Consider the following 19,094-nt stretch of genomic DNA (forward strand, 5'->3'; position numbering starts at 1 on the left):
TATAACGTATCGCCAGTCAAACTGCGCTAAATTGTACGCATACCAACCTTTCTTAAAGAGTGCCCATTGTGATATTACGCCGCTATATGACCCAACAAGTTGCTTCAACGACCGCCTTGGTATTGGGGTTTTTAGTGGTGATGATGCTTGGGGGGCGCTTAATCCGTTATTTTGGCATTGCGGCAGAAGGCAACCTGGATATCAGCTTATTATTTACCATCATTGGTTATAATTTACCCTACTTTTTAGAGCTTATTCTACCGTTGGCATTTTTTATCGCTTTAATGCTGGTATTTGGACGCTTATACGTCGATCAAGAAATGGCGGTGATTAATGCCAGTGGCGTATCGCGAGGTAAGCTTGGCCGTTTGATGACGCCGTTAATACTGGCATTGTTTGTTGGCGAAGCGGCTTTATCTATCGTTGGTAAACCGTGGGGTGTGCGCTCATCGGAAAGTGTTTGGCAGCAACAGGCATTGACCAGCGCTTTTGATTTGATTCGTCCCAATCAGTTTATCAGTAGTGGCAATTATCATTTGTATGTCGGCAGCTTAAGCGATGATAAAAAACAATTGCAAGATGTGATATTGATTCAATCTGAGCCTAAAGCTAAAGGTAGTGCGGCAAAAAATGTGGCTGTCGATGTCGATAATAATATCGACCCAAAAACCGCTGAGCAACTCAATATTCCAGAGTTATCAAACGCGCTTACAAGCAATAATGATATCAGTAAAGATACCATTACCCTTGCTAAACGTGCCCAGCAAGTAGAGACGGGAAGTAGCGGCGTTACCCAATTAGATTTGTTCCAAGGTCGCCGCTATGAAGTCGGCGCGGGCAGCCTAAAATACAACCAAGTGGGCTTTGATCGCTACCGTATTACCTTGACCGAGCCATCTAAAGAAGTCATCACCGAAGCCAATATTGAAACCCAAGCGATTGGTCCATTGTGGCAAGCGGCAACAGGCAGTACCGCAGTGAATAGTGAAAATGCACTTCGAGCGGCGCAAGGGGAGCTTGGTTATCGTCTGGCATTGCCTTGGTTGATGATTATCGCACCGATGCTCGCCGTGCCACTGGCGCAAGTTCGTCCGCGTCAAGGTCGCTGGTTACGCTTGTTCCCGTCGATTTTGTTATTTGTCAGCTGTGCACTGGGTATTATCTCCCTCAAAAACGCCGTGAGTAAGGGCAGTATTAGCGTTTGGGCGTATGCATGGCTCATCTTAGGATTTATGGCATTGGCGCTTTATATGAATTGGGGCAGTCGCGTCCAGCATCGTTTACGCTTTCGCAAACCAGATGATACGCTATTAATCGTTAGCGCTCGTCAAAACAGTACTGATAATCAAAGCAATGGCTCACAAGGAGGACAATCCTAATGAGCGCTTTATTCTCTAAGTCATCATCGTCTAATTCATCAAAGCCAAATTCGTCCAGCCCTAAGCTAAAACTTGCGCCAAAACCGACCAATCTAAAAGTGCTGAGCCGTTACGTTAAACTAAACGCTTTGCTTGCTATCGTTGGCGCGGTCATAGGCTTGTGGGCATTGCAGCTGGTGTTTTCTTATTTATCTGAGCTAGATTCGCTAGATGATAGCTATACGATGGGTGAGGCAATTAAATATATCTTTTATCGCTCACCGTACTTTTTAGAGCAATTTATCCCGACTGGAGCGTTACTTGGGGCGGTTGTTGGTTTGGGCTTACTGGCCAATAAAAGCGAGCTGGTCGTTATGCGCGCCGCTGGTGTTAGTGTTTATCGTATCGTCGGTTGGGTGTTGCAGCCAGCTTTGATTTTTGTGATATTAGCATTGGCGATTAATCAGTTTGTACTGCCGCATTCGAATCAATTGGCGCAAGAGATTAACGATGAAGACAACAGCTCGCTTGTTACCTCGGTACGCGGTTATTGGACGGTACAGCCACGCTTTGAGAGGGCAAAAGACGGTAGTGCCAATCCGGACGGCAGCGATATTTTATATATCGATTATGCCGATGTGAAAGGTAATATTGGCGAGGTCAAACGCTGGCATTTGGACAATAATGGCAATCTGCAAACGGCCATTCATGCCGAGGGCGGAAAGTATATCGGCCGCGAGGCGATAGATACCGATAGCAGCAAACCTAGCGAGCAATATCGCTATGAGTGGCAGCTGAATAATATGACCAAGCTAATGATTAGTCAGGGTTTTGAGAGTAGCCAAGCTATCGCACCGACAGATACCTTGAGTTTGCCTTTTGCGCCTGAATCGGTGTATTTACTCACTCGTAAAGCCGAAGATTTGTCATTGACTCAATTATATGAGCATCGCCAATTTATGCGCCAGCAAGGCACGCGCTCGTTAAGTCATGAGCTGGCCTTTTGGCAAAAGCTGCTGTCACCATTATCGATTTTATCGTTGGTGATTGTTGCTTGCTCATTCGTCTTTGGCTCATTGCGCACCCATAGCTTGGGCTTACGTATCGTCGTGGCATTGCTATTTGGTTTGCTGTTTAGTTACGTGCAAGACTTGGTTGGTTTTGTCTCACTGGCGACTGGATTTTCGCCATTATTAATGGTGCTATTACCGATTATTGCCAGTGCGATTTTGGGCGGGTATTTGTTAAAGCGTCAGATGTAACCTCAAGCAAGAGGATAAAAAACAAAAATCCCGCTAAAACATTATCGTGTTAGCGGGATTTTTTTGCTCAGATTTTAAGTTGCTTAAGCTTAATCTTTGGTCGCCATAGTAATGGTATAAGTTTTACCTTGTTTAACCTTTTCACTATTACCAAATACTTCGGTAAATGAGCGTTTCATAAACTGACGTAAGCCATTAATGGTCACCACATAAAAACGCCCACCTTGACGCATGCGCGCATAAGCATCGAGGAAATATAGATAATGCTGCTCTTTGCCTACTTTAGCGGGTAAGTTCGACATCACAAGGCTAAAGTCTTTGTCTTTTGCCACATGATTAAAACCGTTTGATAAATGCACATCGACATTTTTCAGACCGTTTTTCTCGCAATTCAAGCGCGCATATTCTATCGCCATAAAGTCTTTATCAATCAAGGTATGCAGACCATTCGGACATTCACGCGCTGCTGTCATGCCAAGCACGCCATAACCACAGCCCAAATCTATCGAGTCATCATCCGCTTGAAAATCCACATAATCGAGCAGCATCAGGCTACCATCGTCAAGCTTTTGCGGTGAAAAAATTCCCCACGTGGTCGCAAAATCAAACGGCTTACCCAGCACATCTTGGCGAAAATGAATGTCTTCACGCCAGTGTTCAGCGCTTTTTAATAGGTCAGCAGGGGGTCTATGGCTCATAGGAATCTCAGATATTGGATAAAAAAAGGTTAGTAGGCTATAGAATAAAACAGCGCGTACTTTATTGAGGCTATTGTAACGACAAAAGAGCAGGTTTGCAGCTATGGATTGATTTAAAATCTCTCGCAGTTAAAGATAAAGATGGTCATTCTTGCTAAACTTAAATTCGATTTGGCTAACTATAAAGTATTTTATGACAGACATTATATTTACATCTAAAATTAATTTTTGGATTGGATTTATGCTCTGGGGCGGTAGCTTTATGATGATTGCCATTCCATTTTGGCAATGGAAGAAAAGTGAAAATGGTTCGTTCGCCAAAACTATTTTTTTGGCATTTATTTTTCTACCTTTTATAGCATTAATGCTTATGCCGTTTTTTGGTACGAAATATACGTTATCAGACGGTCAGCTTCTTATAAATAATGGTTTTTCTACGCAGCGTATTGAGCTTACAGACATTACTTATATTGCTCCAACTCGAAATATGATTTCTGCGCCAGCTCTGTCATTAGATAGACTTGAGGTAGAGTATAAAGATAAAAAGGTATTGATATCACCAAAGGACAAACGTCTATTTTGCCAAGAAATACGAGCGCGTAATCCTAATATAGTGATAGTGAAGTAAGGTACGCATATTTAATCTAACCGCGCGGATGATGCTCGGCATGCAATTGCTGCAATCTCGCTGTCGCCACATGGGTATAAATTTGCGTGGTGGATAGGTCGCTATGCCCAAGCAACAACTGCACGCTACGAAGATCCGCACCATGGTTGAGCAAATGAGTAGCGAAAGCATGACGTAACGTATGCGGCGATAGCTCTTTATCAATACTAGCAACTTTGGCGTATTTTTTGATGAGATACCAAAAGTTCTGCCGTGTCATATAGCCGCCTTGCGCGGTCAAAAATACCGCTTGGCAATTACCCGATTTCAAATGCGCAATCAAATCGCCACGTCCGTGAGACAGATAATCTTCCAGCGCCTCTGCTGCATATTCGCCGAGTGGCACCAGTCGGGTTTTATTGCCTTTACCAGTGATTTGTAGCCAGCCAGCGTTTAAATTCACTTGCTCCAAGGATAGATTAATCAGCTCGCTCACACGCAGACCGCAGGCATAGAGTACCTCTAACATGGCTTTATCACGAAGACCAAGCGCCGTACTGGTATCAGGCGCCGTAAGAAGATTGTCAACGTCTGTTTCGCTTAAATCCTTTGGTAAGGGACGACCCAATTTGGGGCTTTTGATACGTTCGCACGGATTGTCTTCACGTAGGTTACTGGCAATCATCCAAAGGTAGAACTGACGCAAGCTTGAGAGCATTCGTGCTTGCGAACGTGGCGTTTTGCCCTCGATAGTGAGGGTTGATAAGCAGTGCAACACATCGTCTGGCTGCCATTTTGTCAGAGCAATAGGATTGGTCAACTCGCAGGAACGCAGATCGCGGACATAAGCGTTTCGCGTCCGCGTTGCCAAACCCCGCGCCAGCATCGCTTGACGAAACTCCGTGATATAATTCGGCTCGCCATCAACGGCAAGTGCTTTTGGCTGGCGCTGTTGAACGGCGCGGTCACGGCTCATAGATTGATTCTCAGCAAGGGACTAAACATAAGAAACTAAGCATAAGAGACTAGGCACTTTTTTTCTTAACCAAATACCGATAAAGCGTGGCACTGGTTGGCGCGTCATCATCGCTAGCAACTGTAATTTCATCGGGATCAACGTCTAAGTTTACATTTTCAGCAAGCGTTTCTTGCTGAACAAGTTCATGCCCCAAATGACGACAAAAATTAGGAATGTCGCGAGTCGTCGCAGGATCAGTAGCGAGGATTTCAATTATCTCACCAGCCTCTGCTTTACGGATGGTTCGATGCAGCATCATAACGGGTTCGGGACAAATCAGCCCTTGGGTATCTAAGTGATGATTGATGGTCGTTTGCATGGTAAAAGTAGTCATAATAATCGTTTAAATTAATGAAGAAAGGGTGAAGTTTTTTTTATGTTTAAGATCTTTAGAAGCGTTTTTTAGATTTCTTCAACAATTTCGGCTTCTTTTTCAGCCGCCAAAAAGTTAAAAAAGCGCTTAAAACTTACTTTAAATAAAAATGCCACGCCAAGCCAACAGGCCAATCCTAACCAAGCGGTATCGGCAAATAACAAGCCACCAACCAATATGATAGTAGATACACCAATACTCATGGCTATCATCGACGGCTGATTTAAGCGATAGCGATAAATCACCAACGCATCATAAATCGTAATAGGAATGGTCAGCGCTACTAGGGCATACGGCAAGTTATAGAAAAGTTGATAAAGCAGTTGATTGTCATGGAAAGCTTTGATACTGGCAATGGTACCAAAGACCATAAAAGCTATAATCGCGGCATAAATAAGATATACCGCTATCTGGTTTACCTGCTGAGCGCCTTTAATACGCGCAATCGCTAGCGGTGCAAAGCCACGCTGCGAGCTATTTTGCAAAGATTGGTCTGAGACAATGGTCATATTAATCAGTCATATATTCGTTTAGATGATGTAGCAAAGATAGGCAGTATATTACTAATAGACTTGTTGTTATATTAGTCCGCTTTAATCGCATCGATGGCAAGACTGCTACTCGGATCAGCAAAGTAGGTCGACATCAAGATACAGGCCGAAATATCATCAATTGGGTCACGCTCGTTTTGAATCCAGCCATTCTCCCAAGCGATTTCGCGTGCTGCCACTGAGGTTAGGCGTTCATCGCAGAGAGACACAGTGACGGGCAAATGCTGCTCCATAACTCTATGCGCCAAGCGGCGAGCAAATTTGTGCGCCCGTTTGGACAGCATTGAGCTGCTTCCATCCATATTAAGTGGTAATCCGACCACCACTTTTGCCACGCCCCAAACCTTGATAATGCCAAGTAGGTTGTCCCAATCAGGCTGACCATTATTCATCGCCAAGATATCGAAGGCGCGCGCCGTCTCGGTAATAGAATTGCCTAGTGCCATACCCATCTTTTTAACCCCATAATCTAAGGCTAAGATGAGGTGCGGCTTAATAGTTGGTTCAGTCGTGCTATCAGTATTGATAACATCTGCACTATCCGTTGTAAGAATACTATCTACCATAATCAGCAATGTTTCCTATTTTTGTATTTATTGGGCAAATGCTGCTAAGTTTATAACATTGAACATATGACACTAAGCATGACCAATATCGCTGCTTAAATAATCAAAATTAACGCCAATTTTATCAGCAGCGATTTGCCAACGCTCTGCAAACGGCGTATCAAACAATAAATTTAGATCCGCAGGACAGACGAGCCAGTCGCCACTAGAAAGCTCTTGATCAAGCTGCTTTTTACCCCAGCTAGCATGACCTAAACATAGCTGATAGTGCCCAACGCCTTGACCGGCGGCGATGCGTTTGAGGATATCTTGACTGGTGGTAATACAGACGTTTTCTGATATTGCAAAGGACGACGCCCATTCTGGCTGTCCCGTATGCAGGACAAAGCCAATCTCTGGGTACATAGGGCCACCCTCTAATGCCACATCTTCCATCACTTGCGGATCGGTCACTTCGATACTAAGATCTTCTAGTAATTTTCCCACGCGAGCTTGTTCTATTGGACGATTGATCATGAGGCCAAGCGCGCCATGCTTATCATGACGACAGATATAAATCAACGCCTGCTCAAACCTTGGGTCCGACAGCTCGGGCGCGGCAATTAAGAAGTGATGGGTCAAATTGACTTTAGACATAGAAACAAACGCAACCTAATATTAAATATAAAATAACTGAGATGATAGACCACTATATGGCGATAATGAGTAAAAAATCAACTAAAGCAAATATTTAGCGATGATTTGATAAGAACGCTATACTGTACTGTCGCTAGTCAATTATTTGTTCGTCATTTAATCCCAGCCATTCGATAACAGTCATTCAATCGCCTTTATTTAACATCGGTTAATAAACTACGAGCATGGTCACGAGTGACATCAGTGATGGTTACACCACCTGACATGCGTGCCAGTTCGTCGACTTGCGCGCTATCGGTCAGTATTAACAATTCGCTTTCGGTTTGTTCGTCATGATGCTTTTGCACCAAGATATGCTGATGCGCTTGCGCCGCGACTTGCGCCTGGTGAGTAATAGCAAGCAGTTGCTGCGTCTGCCCAAGCGAGCGTAATAGCTCGCCAACCACTTGTGCTGTGCCGCCACTGATACCGACATCGACTTCATCAAAGACCAGCATTGGCTTGGCGGCATTGTTATCGGCATTGGTCGCTTGCAGAACTTGCATCACCAGTGCCATCCGCGACAGCTCACCTCCTGAGGCAATCTTATGCAGCGGTTGCATTGGCATTCCGACGTTGGCACTAAACAACAAATCGATATCAAAGCAACCTTGCCCATTATACTGACTAGGATCTGCTTTTTTGGTAAAGACAAACTCGCAGCGTGCATTTGGCAGGGCAAGCGGTTGTAACTGCTTAATCAGCTGACTACTGACCTTTGGCGCAGCTCTCACGCGTTCTTTGTTGAGCTGAGTCGCGAGCGCAAGATAATCTTGCCATGCTTGTTCAATTTGCGCCGCCATGGCATCGCTACTTGGCTCGTTTTCTAATTGTTCTAATTGTGCTTGCCACTGTTTTGCTTCATCAATCAAGTCGTTAGCTGGCAAGCCATGCTTACGTGACAAGCGGTGACCAAGACTGATTAAGCTATCAAGTGTTTGCAAGCGCTCAGGGTCGGGCAATTGCTGCTCAGCATAATCTGATAGTAAGCCCGTGACCTCAGTGATTTGCTGCTGTGCTAAATGTAGCTGTTCGGACGCCTGCTCAAAGGTGTGGCTAACACTCATTTGGTTATCACAAAGCTTAATTGCTTGACCGAGCAAGGTCATGACATCTGGCTCATCGTTATCATTATCAAGTAGATGCAAGCCATGACTGGCTTCCGTCATAAGTGCTTCAATATTGGATAACTCTTCGTGTTCCGCTTCGACCTCGGCATAATCAACGGCAAGTAGCGGGGCAATGTCGGAAAGCTGACTTTGTAATAGTTGAATACGGTCTTGGCGCTGGGCTTCACGGCTTGCGATATCATCAGCGCAGCGTTTAAGCTGCTGATAAGCTTGATAACTGCTGGCTGTTTGCGCCGCAAGTGGTGTAATTTGTGCCATCTCATCGAGCCACTGCACCACAAATTGCGGTTTGAGCAATGCTTGCTGGGCGTGCTGACTATGAATATTAACCAGTAACGCCCCCAGACTTTTTAATTCCGCCAAGCTGACCGGCGACCCATTTAACCATGCTTTTGAGCGCCCAGTATTGCTGAGTTGACGGCGAATCAGGACCTCAGGTTCCTCTAAAGGTCGATCGTTTTTAGCAAACCACTCTGCGACGACGCTATTATTTTCCACATCGAACTGTGCATAAATATCAGCATGCGAAGCGCCATGCCTGACCATGGCACTATCGGCGCGCTCGCCTGCACATAAAGCCAGCGCATCTAATAATAATGACTTACCAGCACCCGTCTCGCCGGTGATGACATTGAAGCCTTCAGCCATACTCAACTCGTGCTGAGCAATCAATGCAAACTGATATAAAGTTAATGATATGAGCATCAACGCCTCTCATGGCAGACAATAAGTGTCAGCAATTGTACTGATTATTCACGTCTACGATAGGATAAATAAGGGAATAAACGGCTTTGGTTAATGGAACCAATGAGATAAAAATGATTGGTAAATATTATGGTGGCAAAAAGCCCTAAATACAAATTTTAAAGGTAATGAAAGTTGGCCGCTGTAACAAACTTTATAGATATAATGTGGTAGCATAATCTAACATAATGATAAACGCTCACCATCAAATTTTCATGAAACCTACTATGTATGCTATTTCTAACATGAGATAACAGTTAAGTCTGTGGTAGACAGAGTAAGCGTTTCGTCATTATTTTGGACAGTGTAAGGCCTATTCAACTCTCTATTTAGTTAACAGATATAGCGAGCCAAATATAGAGTGAATCGTTAAAAATATGTAATAGGACTGTCATTTATGCAGTGAGTGATTTTTCTATTTAGTTTTTCAATTCGGCCTTTTAGTTTGGCAATAATTATTTGATAAGGAAGCCACTATGACAGCGGCGCAATTTACCAATGTAACAGTCAATGCTCAAGCCACGATATCCTACGATGGTCGTTGCTCAAGCCATATCATTATGTTTGAGGACGGTCGTCATAAAACGCTAGGGGTGATCTTACCTTGTGATAATTTGGTCGAGCACTATCACTTTAGCACCAACACTTCCGAGCGTATCGAAATCATCAGTGGCGAGTGTGAGGTCAAAATAAACGGTGAGGAGGAATTTAGCTACTACCGCGCAGGACAGTCATTCGTGGTCGAAGGCAATAGTGGCTTTAATTTACGGACAGAAGAAATCGTGCAGTATATCTGTCACTTAGAGGGCTAAGCCTGATAAAAAATCGCCGCATTAAAGGCGTGAAAAATAGTTTAATACATCTTTAGATAAACATTCAAAAAGAAATAAATCTTGCGATAAGGTTTATTTCTTTTTTTGTTTTGTTTTGTTTTATTTTTAATAATAATATTTCGTGTAGCTACGCTTAAATTGCTACAATTATCGCTATATTTCTTTTTTTCTATCGCCGCGCGCGATACTCACTTTTATATTGTAGATTCCCTATGGCAAAACCCAGCTATTTTTATGGTATTCACGCGATTGAAGCCTTACTCGAACACCGTCCGCTTGATGGACTCAGTTTATTTGTCCAGCAGGGACGTGAGAGCGATAGCCACGTACAAGCGATTATGGCGCAAGCACGTGATAATGGTATTAGTATTCAACCGACACAAAAAGACAAGCTTACTCAGCTGTGCGGCAGCCCGCAGCATCAAGGCCTAGTGCTTAATGCGCGCCCGTTAGGTTTTGCTGACGAAGGTTTATTAGATACCATTGCTAAGCGTGAGCAGTGCTTATTATTGGTGCTTGATCAAATTACCGACGCGCATAACTTTGGTGCGTGTTTACGTACCGCCGTGGCAATGGGTGTCGATGCGGTCATTTGTCCAAAACACCACGCGGCAAGCCTGACGCCAACCGTTGCAAAAGTATCGGTTGGGGCGGCGGAGATGATGCCGATTGTGAGCGTAACCAATCTTGCTCGAACGCTAGAAAAAATTAAAAACGCCGGCGTGTTTGTGTTTGGCACCGCGTTAAATGCAGATGCTAAGCCTATTCATGCCGCTGATATGACGGGTAAAACCGCGATTATTATGGGATCTGAGGGTGAAGGCATGCGTCGCCTAACGATGGAGAGCTGCGATGAGCTGGTTTATATTCCAATGTCAGGCAACGAGCATGGTAATTTACAAAGCTTAAATGTGAGTGTGGCGACCGGTATGGCGCTCTATGAGATTAATCGGCAGCGAACTTTAGCTGTTGGGCAAGCGTAAGATAGTTTTGATGTAACGGCTCAAGCTGTAAATATAACGCCGCAAGATCGCTTTCGTTGAGCACCACATCATCTGCATGACGATTACGCTCTTCGCGGCTGAGCTGATTAATCATAATGGCTTTTATCTTTTGCACGCTTTGCTCATCACGCCGAGAGGCGCGCGCAAGCTGGGTTTCCTCAGTGGCATCCATGACCAATATACGCTGGCATAAATTGGCAAGCCCCGCTTCTGCGGCTTCGATTAGCAAGGGCGCTGATAGCACCACATAAGGCGACGTACTTGCTGCTAATTGCAGTTTTGCAGCTTCACGTATCGCTGGATGGGTGATCGCTTCAAGTTCAATCAAGGCTTCAGGATAGGTAAAAACATGGGTACGCACAGCGGCACGATCCATTTCACCATCAGCATTTAACACCCAATCACCAAATTTTCTTTTGATTTTACGTAAAGTGGCGCTGCCTTTAGCGACCACTTCATGAGCAATCACATCCGCATCAATAATATCAATCCCTTGCTGCGCGAACCAATCGCTTGCCGCCGACTTGCCACTGCCGATGCCGCCAGTCAAGCCGACGACCAAAGTCTTGCTTTTGGTTTGGGGCGATTGTGGCTGATAGGAATAAGATGAAGATGAGGCATAATTTGACATAGTAATGACTTATTTAACCGATAGAAGAGGGTGGCTAGAATATACCAATAGGCTATTCTAGCAGGTTAAAGAGCATTTTTGAGAAATTGCGTGTCTACCTGCATAAGTAAGGCTAATTATGCATACATCCCCAGATACCAATTAACGATATCTGGGCCATATAGTAAAGCGATGATACCGGCAATCGCGATATAAGGACCAAAGGCAAAAGGACGGCTTTCACCTTGTTTTTTCATTAAAATAAGTCCGACGATGGAACCAAGTAGTGACGATAGTAAGATAATTAACGGCAACATCATAGGGCCAAGCCAAGCGCCCAATACGGCTAGTAATTTAAAATCGCCTTGTCCCATGCCGTGTTTTTTCGTAATGAGATAAAAGATTTTTACCACCACCCACAAAGATAAAAAACCAAGTAAAAGTCCCCAGATTGACTGAGTGGGTGAGACAAACCAGCTTTGTGAATTAACGGCCAATCCTAAGCCCGCTAATGGAAAGGTTAGGCGATCTGGCAGTAGCTGAGTATCAAAGTCTATTCCTGTTAGTGCAACAAGGGTCCACACTAGGACTAGTGCTGATAATCCAGCTGCACTCACGCCAAATTTATATATGACCAAGACAGATAATAATGCTGTCACCAGCTCAACGACTGGATAACGTAGACCAATAGCAGCTTTACAATCGGAGCAACGACCGCGCAGTACTAGCCAGCTTATTAAAGGAATATTTTCATACCATTTTATTTTGTGAGCACAATGAGGACAGCGCGAAGCAGGGCTGCTTAAAGTAATCGGGGTATCGTTAGCGACGATATTGGCAAGCGGGATAGTATGCTCACGTCGCATGTCTGCTTGCTCAACCACGAACTGAATACATTCTTGCCGCCACGCCGCTACCATCATAAGCGGTGTCCGATGAATTACCACATTTAAAAAGCTGCCGACACAGAGGCCAAGTAGACCAAAAACAATTAAAGCGAGTGTTATATTTTCTTGTAATAGCTGAATAAATTGCATGAAATCGTTTTCCTTACAGTGGCTGTTAGCCTACCACTGAGCCCATTTGGAAGATTGGCAGATACATAGCAATCACTAGGCCGCCGACCAATACACCAAGCACTGCCATAATCAGTGGTTCCATTAGACTTGTTAATCCATCAACAGCGTTATCGACTTCATTTTCGTAATAGACGGCAACTTTATCGAGCATTTCCTCTAAACTACCTGATTCTTCCCCGATACCAACCATTTGAATCGCCATACTAGGAAATAAGTTGGTTGAGCGAATCGAAAATTGCAATTGCTGACCGGTGGAGACATCGTTTTTTATTTGCTGAATGGCGTTATAAAAGACTACGTTATTTGCAGCCCCAGCAGTAGAATCCAACGCGTCGATAAGCGGTACACCAGCAGCAAAGGTGGTCGATAATGTGCGCGCAAAGCGAGCGATGACCGCTTGATAAGCGATGTTGCCAAATATGGGCGCTTTTAATACCGCACGGTCTAGGAAATCACGAAACTTCTTAGAGCGTTTTTTGGCTTCTGAAAAGCCGATAACAGCACCGCCAATCAGCACAATTAAGATAAACCACCAGGACTGCATCCATTCCGACATGCCTACCACCATTTGGGTAAAAGCAGGTAATTCGGCACCAAAAGAGCTGAATAAGTCGGCAAAAACTGGAACAACTTTAACTAGTAGAATAATAGTGACGATAATGGCAACGACAATAACGGCGATAGGATATTTCATCGCCTTTTTAATTTTGGCTTTTAACAGCTCACTTTTTTCTCTATAGGTTGCAACGCGCTCTAGCATCGTTTCTAACGAACCGGACTGTTCACCAGAATCAACAAGCGAGCAAAAAAGATCGTCAAAATAGCGCGGATGTTTACGCAATGCCGAAGCAAAAGTGCCGCCCGCTTCGATATCCGCTTTTATTTGCAAGACCAAGTCTTTCATACTGGGGTTATCAAGAGAGTCAGCAACAATCTCAAAAGATTGGGTTAACGGCACGCCGGCTTTCATCATAGTTGCCAATTGACGCGCAAAGATAGCAATATCAATCGGTTTGATAGACTTTTTAAAGGTATAAAGTGGCTTCGGTTTTTTCTTGATACCTTTAACAGTGATACCTTGTTTGCGCAAAGTCGCTTTTGCCAGCTCCAAACTACGGCTAGTCGTTTCACCTTTAACTTTTTGTCCGCGCCGGTTTACCCCATCATAGACAAAATCTAATAGCATGTCGGTTTTAGCTTTTGCCATGTTACTACCCTCACAATTTTACCTAATAGAGATACTGCAAACCTATAAAAGCAGGCCAAATTTATCGCTTAGCACTGACCTACTTTATTTTAGCGTAAAAAACCAGTATATATCTGTTTTATATTCAAGTATATCTGTTAGTTAACATTGCTGGTTTATAAAAGTATAAGAGTAAAATTATAAAGAATTCATTTATATTTCCTGATAACAACTATTCAGAGGTGACGCGCATCATCTCTTGGATACTGGTCACCCCTTGTAACACCTTTATAATGCCAGAGCGGCGTAAGTCTCTAAAGCCGTTTTTTAGCGCCGCATCTTTGATGTCAATGGCGTTGCCATCTTCCATGATAATACGTGAAATATCGGGGCTGACTTTCATCACTTCATAAATACCAACACGACCCTTATACCCTTCACGGCATTCGTTACAGCCGACTGGTTCATAAATAATATTTTCTGGATTGTCTAAATCCGCATCGGTAAAGCCAAGCTCAAGTAGGCTTTGCCGCGGGATATTGATCGGCTTTTTACAGGTTTTGCATAAACGCCGAGCTAGTCGTTGAGCGATAACTAGGTTTACTGACGTTGCAATATTAAAGGACGCTACGCCCATATTACGCAGACGCGTTAAGGTTTCAGGAGCTGAGTTGGTGTGTAGGGTAGATAGCACCATGTGTCCGGTTTGTGCAGCTTTGATAGCAATTTCGGCGGTTTCAAGGTCACGAATTTCACCGACCATAACGATATCAGGATCTTGACGTAAGAATGATTTGAGCGCATTGGCAAAGGTTAGACCGACTTTCGGATTGACGTTGACCTGATTGATGCCTTCGAGGTTAATTTCAACGGGGTCTTCGGCCGTTGAGATATTGGTCTCGCCGGTATTTAAAATGTTGATTCCCGTATAAAGAGAAACGGTTTTACCAGAACCAGTTGGACCAGTAATCAATAGCATACCTTGCGGCTTATGTAACGCTTCCAAAAACATGTCTTTTTGATCAGGTTCATAGCCCAACGCTTCAATACCAAGCATAGCTGATGAAGGATCTAAAATACGTAAAACCAGCTTTTCCCCGAATAAGGTTGGCAAACAGCTTACCCGAAAATCGATGGCCTTATCTTTAGATATTTTAAGCTTAATACGGCCATCTTGTGGGGCACGGCGTTCAGAGATATCCATTTGTGACATGACTTTTAGGCGCGCTGCAATTTTTCCCGCAAGCTGCACGGGTGGGTTTGCTATCTTTTGCATCACACCATCAACTCGAAAGCGTACTCTATAGCTTTTTTCATAAGGTTCAAAATGTAAGTCGGAAGCCCCCATACGAATGGCATCTACCAACATCTTATTAACAAATTTTACGACGGGTGCTTCTTCAATACTTTCACTAGATTTGGCTTCACCTTTCTCGTCTTCACTTTCATTAAATCCTACATTTAAGTCACTATCAGAAAAGCTATCGAAATTCTGCATGGTATCAGCATACAGATTTTCGATACGCCTTTTAAGCTTATCTTCTTCAACGACGACCGTTTCAACAGACAGTCGTGAGTTAAAGGCTATCGCATCGATGGCATCGATTCGGGTAGGATCGCTTAAGGCTACAAATAAGCGTTGTCCGCGCTTAAAGAGTGGCAAGGCATTAAACTTACGGATGACTTTCTCATCGACCAAGTCTTTTGGAATGACATCTGAGCTTAGTGCGTCGAGATCAAACAAAGGATCACCGAAGGCTTGTGACAACATCTGCGCCACTTGATAAGCGTTGGCCAGTTTATTGTCAACTAAATAAGACACCAATCCTATTTGTTGCTGTTGAGATTCCGTTTGCGCGGTTTTCATATGCGCTTCGCTCACAATACCTTCGCTAATCAATTGCTGCACTAAACCGCCGTATTTACTGGCTGTGATAGACATTAAGACCTCTCTATACTTGATATCAAATGGGCTGTATTTTTACCAAAACCAAAGCACCTACTATATATACTGCCAGTAGCTTATTTATAATCAGCATATTGATTATAAATATTTATTCTAAAAACAAATGATCGATTGCTTTGGTTTTATTTTCTATAGATAGAATGATATAGGAATCTTTTTAAGTTAAAAGAATTTATATAGAGTATAAGATGGTTAATCTACAAAAAACGTTGATTTTATAAGTCAGTTTGACAAAATATCATGCAAATTCAGTTCCAACTCTGAGTGCCTCATACTATAGCAATGGGCTATAGCACTTGTGAAATATTTGTTATACTTGCGCGCATATGAGCCATATTGGCAGCAATACAAAAGACAAGGTATATAGGTATGCAAGCTTGGGTAATTGGAAACTGGAAACAAAATCCAGCAACGAGACATGACGTCAACGCGCTACTAGATGACTTATTATTTGCCATTAATGAAAAGGAGCACGCTGATGCCACTAGCTGTCAATTAATGGTTGCACCAAGCTGTATTCATATCGCTGCTGTTAATGACCGTCTAAGGAATAGCTCAGTATTTTGTGCTGCTCAAGATATCAGTGCGCATAGTGCCAGCACAGGCGCTTACACTGGAGATTGTTCAGCACAGCAAATTGTTGATGCGGGCGCAGCATGGACGATATTGGGTCACTCTGAACGCCGCCAGTACCATCAAGAATCTCATGGCTGCTTATTGCAAAAAATGACTCACGCTCTCACGCAAAACTTAGGCGTGGTATTTTGTATTGGCGAAACCCAAGTACAGTACGATGCCAAAGAAACGCTTGCAGTCATTGATGCGCAATTATCGGTTATCAAAGTTTTACTTGCGCAAAACCCCGAATTTATCGCAGGTTTGTCAGAGCGTTTAATCATCGCTTATGAGCCAGTTTGGGCTATTGGAACGGGGAAAGTACCAACCGTCGCAGAGGTGAGTACGACGCATCGGCACATTAAGCAAACGCTGGCAGGTTTTAATGAGACATTAGATAACATGACCGTTCTATATGGTGGTAGTGTCAATGTCGACAATGCCGATATTTTTGCTGCAGACGCTATGATTGATGGCGCATTGGTTGGTGGCGCATCATTAAAAGCAGAAAGCTTTTTGGCGATTGCTATGGCTTTTAGTCGTACTACAGCTTAGTCGAGCCCAGAAAAATCGCTATTTAATCCATACTGAACAATGACTTTGCTCAAAAAATGTATTTATCAGTTGGTAAAAGTGGCTTTAATAGTGCCCTTGCAATCGTGTACAATGCGCCTTATTTATATAACCGATTAGGTGTCAATCTTTAAACACCAAATATTCACACTATTTAATCTTACGATTTATTTTACGTTATCAGTCGTCATTACGCGGCAAAAGAGGCCACCATGTTTACGTTTATATTAGCCCTGCACATTATCGTGGCGATTGCCATGATTGGCTTGATTTTGATACAGCATGGTAAAGGGGCAGACGCCGGAGCTTCTTTCGGTGCGGGTTCATCGGGCACCGTATTTGGCGCCGCCGGCACTGCAAACTTTTTGACGCGCGCCACTGCGGTATTAACGGTGATATTTTTTATCACCAGTATGACGCTTGCTGTGCATGCACGCAAACAAGCTGAAGATCAGTTCCGTTTAGATGCGCCAGTATCAGCGCCACAAACACCGCGCCCATTGACGCAAAATCCTCAATAGCTATGTTTGCGTTAAAGTCTGTCTTAATTTTTTGACAGATAATTTTAACCGTTATCTTTTAATGCAAGCAGTACTTGCTATTTTAAGACGTTAGATTTACAATGCTTCTCTGTTTTTAGCCGCCTTTAACTTTCGTTGCCTTCCTTATGCATCGGTTATAAAGGGTTAAAGCTGAAAAACAGAACAGTAAGAAAAACGCGATTGTGGTGGAATTGGTAGACACGCCATCTTGAGGGGGTGGTGGCGCAAGCTGTGGGGGTTCAAGTCCCCCCAATCGCACCAAGCTTTATGAGTATGATGTTTTACTTGAACGTTGTTGTACTCAAACATTATAGAAAGCAGGGTTCATCGTCATTAATGCTTAATTTGATTATTATCTAAAATAAGTATTGACAGTCCCCTAAAACCTCTCTATAATGTGCGTTCTAGATTGATGCGGGGTGGAGCAGTCTGGTAGCTCGTCGGGCTCATAACCCGAAGGTCGTTGGTTCAAATCCAGCCCCCGCTACCACTTTTTATACTGATGTTTTGTACACTAAATTTGTCAGTAACGATTAGCCCACCATTATGTTTGTGGGTTTTTTTGTATCTGATGGTCGGTGTTATCGCGATATCTGTCCTACTTATGCTAAGCTCTATCTCTATAGAGTACGATGCTATTCGTTATCCATCGTCATTCGCCGCGATGCTTGTTAAGCGCACTATCCTTTACTTCTCATACCTTTATCGATAGTTCTGCTTTGTACATAATAAAAGCATTGTCTGGTTGAGCTTGATGTTTTCTAGGCTCATCCTTATATAAAAGCACGAGTCATGAAACGCCTAGCATATATAGTCAAGGTTTTACGCTTTAAGAATAGAATAATGAGCATGGCTAAAGCAATGTTTTTGTCTGTATAAGACAATGATTAACAAAGCGCTCTTAATAAATTTTGAACACATAGATGTTCGATGCATAAAATTAAAAACACTTCACTCGGTACGAACGAGAAGTGAATAGGAAAAGATAAATAGATTATGAAGCTTTCGACAAAAGTTACAGAACTGACCAATATTATTGCCCCTGCGGTAGCGGCTTGTGATGTGGCGCTTTGGGGTATTGAGTTCGCGCCTCAAGGTCGTCGCTCGTTATTGCGCATTTATATCGAGGCGCTGCCAGAAGACCAAGCTCAAGATAAGCAAGTAACGATTGAGGACTGTGCGGCGGTGAATCATCAGGTGAGCGGTATTCTTGAGGTTCATGACCCTATTGCGGGCGAATATATTTTAGAAGTATCGTCACCAGGTTTTGACCGGGCATTCTTCTCAGATGAGCAGATGCATGACTATGTTGGTCAGACCGTCAGCTTGCGATTGATTCAAGCAATTGGCGAAGGTGATAAAAAGCGCCGCAAAGCAACAGGGATTTTAGATAGTATTGATGATACTTCTTTAAGACTGACCACCACCGATGGTGAGCAGTTTGAAATTGCATTAAGTAATATTGATAAAGCCAACTTAATTTATGAAGATGCCTAGTTTTAAAGATTAGCTTTAAAGATTAGCTTTAAAGATTAGCTTTAAAGATTAGCTTTAAAGATTGATTTTAAAGAGCAGTTTTAAAGAAAATACTTAGATTTAAAATAATTTTTCTTAAAATAGGTCCATTATAAATCCTTATTTTAATCTCCAAACAGCTTATGGCTGATGGTGAAAATATAATATCAACACACTAACGATAAAGTT

The 19,094-nt window shown here is 43.2% G+C and carries 19 protein-coding genes and 2 tRNA genes; 10 read left to right on the forward strand and 11 right to left on the reverse strand.

The features are described from left to right. Positions 1-86: 86 nt before the first annotated feature. On the forward strand, positions 87-1,379 hold the full coding sequence (locus B4K26_RS00725; protein ID WP_296242974.1) for an LPS export ABC transporter permease LptF: 1,293 nt from the start codon (positions 87-89) through the stop codon (positions 1,377-1,379). Then, complete coding sequence (lptG, locus tag B4K26_RS00730) at positions 1,379-2,620, forward strand: LPS export ABC transporter permease LptG (protein WP_296242975.1); 1,242 nt, start codon at positions 1,379-1,381, stop codon at positions 2,618-2,620. Before B4K26_RS00725 ends, lptG begins: the two co-directional genes overlap by 1 nt. An 89-nt stretch (positions 2,621-2,709) precedes the next feature. Here the strand turns inward: lptG and B4K26_RS00735 are convergent, their stop codons facing one another. Next, positions 2,710-3,318, reverse strand: a complete 609-nt coding sequence (locus B4K26_RS00735; protein WP_296242976.1) for a class I SAM-dependent methyltransferase — start codon at positions 3,316-3,318, stop codon at positions 2,710-2,712. A 193-nt stretch (positions 3,319-3,511) separates the two neighbouring features. Between B4K26_RS00735 and B4K26_RS00740 the strand changes: the two genes are divergently transcribed. Further along, a complete protein-coding gene (locus B4K26_RS00740) occupies positions 3,512-3,946 on the forward strand; it encodes a PH domain-containing protein (protein WP_296242977.1) in 435 nt (144 codons plus the stop codon). 16 nt (positions 3,947-3,962) lie between these two features. Here the strand turns inward: B4K26_RS00740 and xerD are convergent, their stop codons facing one another. From xerD to recN, 6 genes are all read right to left on the reverse strand, one after another. Continuing rightward, entirely contained in the window at positions 3,963-4,901 is a 939-nt protein-coding gene (gene xerD / locus B4K26_RS00745) for a site-specific tyrosine recombinase XerD (protein ID WP_296242978.1), read from the reverse strand. A 49-nt stretch (positions 4,902-4,950) separates the two neighbouring features. Continuing rightward, entirely contained in the window at positions 4,951-5,277 is a 327-nt protein-coding gene (gene tusA, locus B4K26_RS00750) for a sulfurtransferase TusA (protein ID WP_409521343.1), read from the reverse strand. 68 nt (positions 5,278-5,345) lie between these two features. Beyond that, the gene (locus tag B4K26_RS00755) at positions 5,346-5,825 is read right to left on the reverse strand and encodes a hypothetical protein (RefSeq protein WP_296242979.1); all 480 of its coding nucleotides are present in this window, start codon (positions 5,823-5,825) and stop codon (positions 5,346-5,348) included. 74 nt (positions 5,826-5,899) lie between these two features. Then, positions 5,900-6,433 carry a Holliday junction resolvase RuvX gene (gene ruvX / locus B4K26_RS00760; protein ID WP_296242980.1) on the reverse strand — a complete coding sequence of 178 codons (534 nt, stop codon included), beginning with the start codon at positions 6,431-6,433 and terminating at the stop codon, positions 5,900-5,902. A gap of 72 nt (positions 6,434-6,505) precedes the next feature. Beyond that, complete coding sequence (locus B4K26_RS00765; RefSeq protein WP_296242981.1) at positions 6,506-7,069, reverse strand: YqgE/AlgH family protein; 564 nt, start codon at positions 7,067-7,069, stop codon at positions 6,506-6,508. 194 nt (positions 7,070-7,263) lie between these two features. Further along, positions 7,264-8,943, reverse strand: a complete 1,680-nt coding sequence (gene recN, locus B4K26_RS00770) for a DNA repair protein RecN (protein ID WP_296242982.1) — start codon at positions 8,941-8,943, stop codon at positions 7,264-7,266. Positions 8,944-9,458: 515 nt separating this feature from the next. Between recN and B4K26_RS00775 the strand changes: the two genes are divergently transcribed. After that, positions 9,459-9,794 carry a pyrimidine/purine nucleoside phosphorylase gene (locus tag B4K26_RS00775; protein WP_296242983.1) on the forward strand — a complete coding sequence of 112 codons (336 nt, stop codon included), beginning with the start codon at positions 9,459-9,461 and terminating at the stop codon, positions 9,792-9,794. A gap of 233 nt (positions 9,795-10,027) precedes the next feature. Further along, the gene (rlmB, locus tag B4K26_RS00780; RefSeq protein WP_296242984.1) at positions 10,028-10,798 is read left to right on the forward strand and encodes a 23S rRNA (guanosine(2251)-2'-O)-methyltransferase RlmB; all 771 of its coding nucleotides are present in this window, start codon (positions 10,028-10,030) and stop codon (positions 10,796-10,798) included. On the opposite strand, the gene coaE is transcribed toward rlmB, so the two are convergent. The 4 genes from coaE to pilB form a co-directional block, all read right to left on the reverse strand. After that, the gene (gene coaE / locus B4K26_RS00785; RefSeq protein WP_296242985.1) at positions 10,761-11,450 is read right to left on the reverse strand and encodes a dephospho-CoA kinase; all 690 of its coding nucleotides are present in this window, start codon (positions 11,448-11,450) and stop codon (positions 10,761-10,763) included. The genes rlmB and coaE overlap by 38 nt on opposite strands. Before the next feature lie 116 nt (positions 11,451-11,566). Next, positions 11,567-12,466 carry a prepilin peptidase gene (locus B4K26_RS00790; protein WP_296242986.1) on the reverse strand — a complete coding sequence of 300 codons (900 nt, stop codon included), beginning with the start codon at positions 12,464-12,466 and terminating at the stop codon, positions 11,567-11,569. A 25-nt stretch (positions 12,467-12,491) separates the two neighbouring features. Continuing rightward, positions 12,492-13,715, reverse strand: a complete 1,224-nt coding sequence (locus B4K26_RS00795; protein ID WP_296242987.1) for a type II secretion system F family protein — start codon at positions 13,713-13,715, stop codon at positions 12,492-12,494. Positions 13,716-13,926: 211 nt separating this feature from the next. Continuing rightward, positions 13,927-15,636 carry a type IV-A pilus assembly ATPase PilB gene (gene pilB, locus B4K26_RS00800; protein ID WP_296242988.1) on the reverse strand — a complete coding sequence of 570 codons (1,710 nt, stop codon included), beginning with the start codon at positions 15,634-15,636 and terminating at the stop codon, positions 13,927-13,929. Positions 15,637-16,029: 393 nt separating this feature from the next. Between pilB and tpiA the strand changes: the two genes are divergently transcribed. The 5 genes from tpiA (at position 16,030) to rimP (ending at position 18,887) form a co-directional block, all read left to right on the forward strand. Further along, positions 16,030-16,830, forward strand: a complete 801-nt coding sequence (gene tpiA / locus B4K26_RS00805) for a triose-phosphate isomerase (protein WP_296242989.1) — start codon at positions 16,030-16,032, stop codon at positions 16,828-16,830. Between the two features lie 230 nt (positions 16,831-17,060). Beyond that, complete coding sequence (gene secG / locus B4K26_RS00810; RefSeq protein ID WP_025652589.1) at positions 17,061-17,369, forward strand: preprotein translocase subunit SecG; 309 nt, start codon at positions 17,061-17,063, stop codon at positions 17,367-17,369. Between the two features lie 197 nt (positions 17,370-17,566). Further along, positions 17,567-17,651 (forward strand) — tRNA-Leu (locus tag B4K26_RS00815). A gap of 152 nt (positions 17,652-17,803) precedes the next feature. Then, positions 17,804-17,880 (forward strand) — tRNA-Met (locus B4K26_RS00820). Between the two features lie 506 nt (positions 17,881-18,386). Beyond that, positions 18,387-18,887 (forward strand): ribosome maturation factor RimP, encoded by a 501-nt coding sequence (gene rimP / locus B4K26_RS00825; RefSeq protein WP_296242990.1) that lies wholly within the window; start codon positions 18,387-18,389, stop codon positions 18,885-18,887. The last annotated feature ends 207 nt before the right edge of the window (positions 18,888-19,094 follow it).

Source organism: Psychrobacter sp. UBA6766 (assembly GCF_002453355.1).
Taxonomy (GTDB): Bacteria; Pseudomonadota; Gammaproteobacteria; order Pseudomonadales; family Moraxellaceae; genus Psychrobacter.

Excerpts from the sequence above, each read along its gene's own strand:
- B4K26_RS00725 (WP_296242974.1), top strand. The coding sequence starts at position 87 with ATGACCCAACAAGTTGCTTCAACGACCGCCTTGGTATTGGGGTTTTTA.
- lptG (WP_296242975.1), top strand. The coding sequence starts at position 1,379 with ATGAGCGCTTTATTCTCTAAGTCATCATCGTCTAATTCATCAAAGCCA.
- B4K26_RS00735 (WP_296242976.1), bottom strand. The coding sequence starts at position 3,318 with ATGAGCCATAGACCCCCTGCTGACCTATTAAAAAGCGCTGAACACTGG.
- B4K26_RS00740 (WP_296242977.1), top strand. The coding sequence starts at position 3,512 with ATGACAGACATTATATTTACATCTAAAATTAATTTTTGGATTGGATTT.
- xerD (WP_296242978.1), bottom strand. The coding sequence starts at position 4,901 with ATGAGCCGTGACCGCGCCGTTCAACAGCGCCAGCCAAAAGCACTTGCC.
- tusA (WP_409521343.1), bottom strand. The coding sequence starts at position 5,277 with ATGACTACTTTTACCATGCAAACGACCATCAATCATCACTTAGATACC.
- B4K26_RS00755 (WP_296242979.1), bottom strand. The coding sequence starts at position 5,825 with ATGACCATTGTCTCAGACCAATCTTTGCAAAATAGCTCGCAGCGTGGC.
- ruvX (WP_296242980.1), bottom strand. The coding sequence starts at position 6,433 with ATGGTAGATAGTATTCTTACAACGGATAGTGCAGATGTTATCAATACT.
- B4K26_RS00765 (WP_296242981.1), bottom strand. The coding sequence starts at position 7,069 with ATGTCTAAAGTCAATTTGACCCATCACTTCTTAATTGCCGCGCCCGAG.
- recN (WP_296242982.1), bottom strand. The coding sequence starts at position 8,943 with ATGCTCATATCATTAACTTTATATCAGTTTGCATTGATTGCTCAGCAC.
- B4K26_RS00775 (WP_296242983.1), top strand. The coding sequence starts at position 9,459 with ATGACAGCGGCGCAATTTACCAATGTAACAGTCAATGCTCAAGCCACG.
- rlmB (WP_296242984.1), top strand. The coding sequence starts at position 10,028 with ATGGCAAAACCCAGCTATTTTTATGGTATTCACGCGATTGAAGCCTTA.
- coaE (WP_296242985.1), bottom strand. The coding sequence starts at position 11,450 with ATGTCAAATTATGCCTCATCTTCATCTTATTCCTATCAGCCACAATCG.
- B4K26_RS00790 (WP_296242986.1), bottom strand. The coding sequence starts at position 12,466 with ATGCAATTTATTCAGCTATTACAAGAAAATATAACACTCGCTTTAATT.
- B4K26_RS00795 (WP_296242987.1), bottom strand. The coding sequence starts at position 13,715 with ATGGCAAAAGCTAAAACCGACATGCTATTAGATTTTGTCTATGATGGG.
- pilB (WP_296242988.1), bottom strand. The coding sequence starts at position 15,636 with ATGTCTATCACAGCCAGTAAATACGGCGGTTTAGTGCAGCAATTGATT.
- tpiA (WP_296242989.1), top strand. The coding sequence starts at position 16,030 with ATGCAAGCTTGGGTAATTGGAAACTGGAAACAAAATCCAGCAACGAGA.
- secG (WP_025652589.1), top strand. The coding sequence starts at position 17,061 with ATGTTTACGTTTATATTAGCCCTGCACATTATCGTGGCGATTGCCATG.
- rimP (WP_296242990.1), top strand. The coding sequence starts at position 18,387 with ATGAAGCTTTCGACAAAAGTTACAGAACTGACCAATATTATTGCCCCT.